This is a genomic window from Novosphingobium sp. 11B, assembly GCF_054589055.1.
Map to the genome: position 1 here is coordinate 1 of NZ_BAAILP010000135.1, position 5,972 is coordinate 5,972.

Sequence of the window (5,972 nt, forward strand, 5' to 3'; positions counted from 1 at the left end):
TGATCGACCGGACGGGCGATCAGCTTATGCCTGCCTACGTGATGATCGCCGCCTGCGTGGTGGGCCTCGTGGCATTGCGATTCACCGACGAGACTGCCGGCAAGCCACTACGGGCTGCCTGACATGAATTCTGGGGGACTTTTCGTGTCAATCGATGCCAGCAATGCCCTTACCCGATTTGCGGGCGATTGGGCGCAAGAACCTTGGGCGCGTACCGTGCTCGGGCTGCTCGTCCTTGCGAGTTCGGCGTGGTTCGCCAACTGGATTGCGCGGCGCATCGTCCTGAACGGGATGATACGCCTGCTTCAGCGCACGCCGTTCGAGGTCGGTGCTGGCCATATCGGTTCAATCGTCTCGCGGCTGTCCAACGTCCTGCCCGCAATTATCGTGCAAGGCGGGATCGGAACCATCCCGGGATTTGCCGCCCGCACTCCCGGATCTGGTCCACAGCATTTGCGCCGAGATCATCATCGTCAGTTTCGCGCTGTCGCTGGCGGGCGTTCTGACGCTGGCCAACGAGTTGTACCAGCGACGCCCGGAAGCGGGCAACCGACCGATCAAGGGCTATGTCCAGGTGGCCAAGCTGCTCGTCTACGGTGCGACCGCGATCCTGGTCATCGCCGCGCTGATGGACCAGTCCCCCTTGCTGCTGCTTTCGGGTCTGGGCGCGATGGCGGCGGTGCTCATGCTGGTGTTCAAGGATACGATCCTGTCGCTGGTGGCATCCGTCCAGATCACGTCGAACGACATGATACGGGTGGGAGACTGGATCGAGATGCCCAAACTCAATGCCAACGGTGACGTCATCGACATCGCCCTGCATACCGTGAAAGTGCAGAACTTCGACAAGACGATCACCACCATACCCACGCACCGCCTGATCACGGACAGCTTCCGCAACTGGCGTGGGATGTCGGAATCGGGGGGCAGGCGGATCATGCGTTCGCTAATGATGGACCAGAACAGCGTCCGCTTCCTTGCCGCGTCGGATCTCGCGCGATTGTCGCGCTTCAGCGTGCTTGCGGGTTATCTCGATGATCGTCAGCAAGAGGTATCGGCCTGGAATCGTCATCATGCCGGCAGCGAAGTTCTTAATGCCCGCCATCTGACCAACATTGGAACGTTTAGAGCCTATGTCCTCGCCTATCTGCGCAGTTTGCCTGACATAGCCGAGGACAAGACCATGCTGGTTCGGCAATTGGAAGCTGGTGAGCACGGGGTGCCGCTGCAGATTTACGCATTCGCATCAACAACCGTCTGGGCACGATCCGAAGATATACAAGCGGACATATTCGACCACCTCATCGCGATCATGCCGGAATTCGGGCTGCGGCTATTCCAAAGGCCGACAGGTCTGGATCTTATGGGCCTCGTCACGCATGGGTCTGATGTGCCTTCACTCCGACGGCCAGAAGCGGCGTTCCAGCAGAAAGATCCAGTCGATGCCTGACTTTTCCGTCAAAGCCCTCTGCGCCGGGTCACTTGCCGCCATATCGCTCATTTTGGTCGTGCCCGCACATGCACAGACTGCGGGGCAGCCGGTTGGTCCGAGCTACCCCGACCTGGTGGAACTGTCCAAGCGTGCAGGCATGGTCATCAAAGCGCGGGTCCAGACGATATCGCGCCTCGATCCCGCCCAGGTCCGTAATCCGACCGCGCTGCACGATCGCTTCTACGCGCAAGCGCAAACCGAGGCCCTGATTTACGGACGCCAGGGCATCGGTCCTTCGCTGCGCTACCTTGTCGATCTGCCGCAGGATCGTCCTGAGCTATCCGGCCGCGAAGTGCTGCTCTTCGCCTGGCGCGTGCCCGACAAGGCCAGCGACATCAAGCTCGTCGATCCGACGGCGCAGGTCTTGTGGACGCCGCTCCAGGAAGCCCGCTTGCGGTCCATCCTGAGTGAATTGGTGGCGCCCGGCGCGCCGTCACCCGTCACACGGGTACGGGAACTGATGTTCGTTCCCGGAAATCTTGCGGGGCAGGGGCAGACACAGATCTTCCTCGATACCAAAGGTGGGCGGAGCGCGGCGATCACCGTGCGCCATCAGCCGGGATCGGCACCGAGTTGGGGCGTCTCGTTCTCGCAGGTAGCTGCTGGAACTGGCGCACCGCCGCCGCGCGACAGCCTGGCATGGTATAGCCTGGCGTGTTTCCTGCCCGCCTATCCGCCGGCTGCCGCGAACGTATCACGCAGCAGTGAAAAGCACGAACAGGCGCTGAACGACTATCGCATGGTCGTAACCTCGCTCGGCACCTGCAACCGCACGCGATGACGGTGCTTATTCCATCGACGATTTGAAGGTTACGGGGACGGGGCAGGAATGACGGCATCTCAATCGGTAGCGCCGGCGCCCGAGGGCGGCATCCAGGAGAGGCTGGAGCATGTCGCGCTTTACCGCTGGTGGCGCCGGTCGGTCGTGGGGCGTGTCGATCACGAAGCGGTGATGGCGCGCATCGTCGAGGATAGTGGCTGGACGCCTCGCTACGCCTTTATGGTGATGATGTCGGCCGGCATCGCGGTTCTTGGCCTCCTGTTGTCCTCTCCCGCGGTGGTGATCGGCGCCATGCTCATCTCTCCGCTGATGAGCCCGATCCTTGGGTTGGGGTTCAGTCTTGCCCTGTTCGACTTTAGCGAGATGAGACGGGCGCTGACGGCGCTTGCGATCGGTGGCGGCGCGGCGGTGCTGTTCACGGCGCTGATCGTAGCGCTTTCACCGCTCCAGGCGCCGACCAGCGAGATCATCGCGCGCACGAGGCCCAACTTGTTCGATCTCGCCGTCGCACTCTTCGCGGCGCTTGCCGGTACTTTCGCGATCATTCGTGGGCGCGGGGACACGATCGTCGGGGTCGCCATCGCTACGGCCCTGATGCCCCCGCTTGCCGTGGTCGGCTTTGGCCTTGCGACGTGGAACATGCCGGTGCTAGGCGGCGCCTTTGCGCTTTTCGTCACGAACTTCGTCACGATCGCTCTGTCGGCGATGATCATGGCGCGGTTCTACGGTTTCGGCCACCATCTCTCCAGTCAGCAGACGTGGACGCAGACCTTCGTTCTGCTCTTCGTTTTCGTCGCAATGGCCATTCCGCTTGGCATTTCCCTCAAGCAGATTGCCGGCGAAGCCGTGACGCTGAACCAGACCCGGTCCTTCCTCTCCGAACGCTTCGGTTCCGATGCTCGGGTTACTCAACTCGATATCGACTTCGATGCTCAGCCTGTCGTGGTTCGGGCCGTCGTGATAACTCCGCGAGACAAGATGAAGCGCACCGCGGCCCTGCAGGACGATCTCACAGCACGGCTCGGGCAGCCGATCAAGCTGCGGTTGGATCAGGTTCTGCTTGAAGCGGGTGCCGGTGCGATCGAGGCCCAGCGTGAGGAAATCCGGCAGGCGGGCGATGCCGCCGCCATCGAAACCCAGCGCATCGCCAGCCTGTCACAGATGCTCGCTCTGACAGCTGGCATATCATCCGACAGCGTGATGATTGATCGCGATCACCATCGTGCGATGGCCAGCGCCACGCCGCTTCCTGGGGCCACGCTGGCCACGTATCGCTCTCTGGAACGGCGGGCGGCGGCTCAGGCTGATGGGTGGGACGTGGTGCTCACCCCGCCGCAGATGGCATACCCATCAATCGGCTTCAGCGGTTCTCAGGATGCCCTTGACCTCCCCGCGCGCGAGGCCGTTCTGGTGACGGCATGGGCCGCCGGGCGCTGGAATGTTCGTGCTCTTGCAGTGCCGGGACTTGCCGCCGATGCCCCCCAGTCCCCCACGCTTGCCCAGCGCCGCGCGATCGGCATTGCCGCCCTGATGCGTGAGAACGGGGTCGAAGCGGTGCCCGCTCCAGCCGCCGGAAGCCGGTTTGCCCTAAAGGAAGTCGAAGGAGGCGGGGAACAGCCTTGAGCCCTGCCCTTGTCAGTGCCCTGATCCTGCTGGGCGCACTCGTCCTGTTCGTCTCCGAGCGTGTGCGGCACGATCTGGTTGCATTTTTTGCGCTCATCGCATGTCTGGTGACGGGTCTCGTCGCGCCGGCTGACGCCTTTGCGGGATTTGCCGATCCTGCCGTGATGGCGGTTGCAGCGGTGCTGGTGGTCGGGCGCGCGATCGAGCTCAGCGGCGCTGCGAGCCTCGTCGCCAACCGGATCATCCCGGTCAATGCCCCGTTCGCGATGCGCCTGGCCGGACTGCTTGTCGTGGGCGCCATGTTGTCAGCTTTCATGAACAATATCGCCGCTCTGGTCATCACCATGCCGATCGCTACCGAAATTGCTCGTACGGCGAGGCGATCGCCGGCCGCCACCCTGATGCCCCTTGCCTTCGCAACGATCCTGGGCGGGATGACCACCCTGATCGGGACGCCCGCCAACCTCATCCTGTCTTCCGTGCGCGAAGCGAGATTGGGTACACCGTTCGGCTTCTTCACCATGACGCCCGTTGGGGTGGCGGTTACGGTCATTGGCCTTGTTTACCTGTGCTTCGTGGGATGGCGCCTGCTGCCGGTACGGACACGCAGTTCGAGTGATGGGAAGCCGCCGTGGAGGGTGTACGAGCTGTCGGTAGTGGACGAGCGTCTGAATGCTGCGGAGCTGCGTAGCCGCCTCAGGGCTGCCGGAGCGCGCATGCTTGCCACCTTCCGGGACATCGCGCCGATTACCGGCGTCAGTCAATTTCAGGCGCGGGACCGCCTTTTGGTCGTATCGCGCAAGAACCAGTGGTCTGTTGCGGCGACAGCCGGCCTCGCAAGCGATGTTCCCGCAGACCATGTGCCGGATGCGGTCACCGTTCGCGTTGCGGTGGCGCATGGCTCTCCGCTCATCGGCCTCGGCTACGACGAAGTCCGGACCCGCAGCCAGCAGAGGCTGCAGGTCGTAGCGGTAGGCCCGCGCGTGGCCAGGGAACGACGGCAACTGGTAGACATGCGGATACGGGCAGGCGACCAGCTCTATATCCGTGGCCCTCAGGCGGAGCTTGGCGCCTTCAGCGCCGCTGCCCGTGTGCTGGAGATCGACCGGCATGACCCGGTTCCGACCGCTCACCGTCGCGCAGCCGGAATTCTCGTGATCTTCGCCGCGGCGATCGCCTGCATTGTCGGGCTCGGACTTTCTCCTGCGCTGGCCTTCACCGGCGCCGCGGTACTGATCGCTGCGCTGCGGCTGCTGCCATCGGAAGAAATCTACCGCTCTATCGACTGGAGCGTGATTGTCCTGCTCGCAGCCATGATCCCGGTGGGGCAGAGCTTCGAGGACAGCGGTGCTGCAGCAATCGCGGCACAATGGCTGGGTGAGACGCTGGCAGGGCTGCCGCTGGTCGTCGTGCTGGCCGCGCTGTGCTCAGTCACCCTGGTGCTTTCGATATTCCTCAACAACGTGGCGACGGCGATCATCATGGGCCCGCTCGCCATCGATGCCGCCGACCTCCTCCATGTCAGTCCGGATGCCGCGCTGCTGGCAGTACTCATCGGCGCATCTTCGGATTTTTTGACACCGATCGGGCATCAGAACAATCTGTTGGTCATGGGGCCAGGCGGCTATAGATTCAGCGACTACGCCCGGATGGGCGCGCCACTGGTCGTGGCTGTAGTGGCCTGTGCGGCGGTTACGCTGACGCTGCTTTACGGCTGATCGGTTTTGCCAGTTGATCAAGAGGCACGGAGGCAGGGTGAAGCGCACGTTTGCCATAGAGTTCTTCGACCCCGGAAATCATGCCGCTTCCTTCACGTTTAGCTGAGACGTGCCATAGGCTATGGGCACTTTGGCACACGGGCAACAAAACGTCATAGTAAGGTGACGCAACTAATGGTGGTTCCTCGCTGTTTGTCCTTCCGAAAGCGGCCGATCTGGTTGACTGATAAGGAGGGTTTCCATGAGGGCACTGTACTTTGCGCCTTTGGGCGCGATGGCGCTCGCTCTTGCCGCGCCGGCTTTCGCGCAGGACGGGGATGCGGTGGACTGGAGCGGCCCGTATGTCGGCGGCTCGATC

Annotated in this window: 5 protein-coding genes; 4 read left to right on the top strand and 1 reads right to left on the bottom strand. The window is 62.9% G+C overall.

The window, feature by feature from the left end; genetic code table 11:
* Positions 1-147: 147 nt before the first annotated feature.
* The gene (locus ACYPYD_RS12310; protein WP_459663381.1) at positions 148-339 is read right to left on the bottom strand and encodes a hypothetical protein; all 192 of its coding nucleotides are present in this window, start codon (positions 337-339) and stop codon (positions 148-150) included.
* Between the two features lie 79 nt (positions 340-418).
* On the opposite strand from ACYPYD_RS12310, the gene ACYPYD_RS12315 reads away from it, so the two are divergent.
* The 4 genes from ACYPYD_RS12315 to ACYPYD_RS12330 are packed head-to-tail and all read left to right on the top strand — an operon-like array spanning position 419 to position 5,614.
* Entirely contained in the window at positions 419-1,450 is a 1,032-nt protein-coding gene (locus ACYPYD_RS12315; RefSeq protein ID WP_459663383.1) for a mechanosensitive ion channel family protein, read from the top strand.
* On the top strand, positions 1,380-2,273 hold the full coding sequence (locus tag ACYPYD_RS12320; RefSeq protein WP_459663385.1) for a hypothetical protein: 894 nt from the start codon (positions 1,380-1,382) through the stop codon (positions 2,271-2,273). Before ACYPYD_RS12315 ends, ACYPYD_RS12320 begins: the two co-directional genes overlap by 71 nt.
* A gap of 48 nt (positions 2,274-2,321) precedes the next feature.
* Positions 2,322-3,896 carry a DUF389 domain-containing protein gene (locus ACYPYD_RS12325; protein ID WP_459663386.1) on the top strand — a complete coding sequence of 525 codons (1,575 nt, stop codon included), beginning with the start codon at positions 2,322-2,324 and terminating at the stop codon, positions 3,894-3,896.
* Complete coding sequence (locus ACYPYD_RS12330; protein WP_459663388.1) at positions 3,893-5,614, top strand: SLC13 family permease; 1,722 nt, start codon at positions 3,893-3,895, stop codon at positions 5,612-5,614. The genes ACYPYD_RS12325 and ACYPYD_RS12330 overlap by 4 nt, the downstream gene beginning before the upstream one ends.
* Positions 5,615-5,972: the final 358 nt, after the last annotated feature.